The 251-nt window shown below is 32.7% G+C and carries 1 pseudogene; it reads left to right on the plus strand.

Features of this window, described 5'->3' with window-relative positions:
* Positions 1-251 (plus strand): annotated as a pseudogene (locus SCA31_RS24670) (hypothetical protein); the annotation flags it as partial.

Here is a 251-nt window from a genome sequence, read left to right on the forward strand (position 1 = left end):
CAGAAATAGATAAACCTGATACGAAAATCGTTACTTTCAAAGGGCTTGATCAAAACGTTGGACTATTTAATATCACTCCGGAAAGTGGAAAAAAATACCAGCTAACTGTTCAAGATAAAAAAGGACAAAAACAAACTATTAATCTGCCTGAAGTTTCATCTTCAGGGCTCAACCTACAAGTGATAAGCAGTGCAGATAATGTTAAATACACTTTAAAAACAAAAAATATTTCACCAGAAGCGCAATATTAT

Origin of the sequence: Chryseobacterium sp. SIMBA_028, from assembly GCF_046535285.1 — a bacterium.
GTDB lineage: Bacteria > Bacteroidota > Bacteroidia > Flavobacteriales > Weeksellaceae > Chryseobacterium.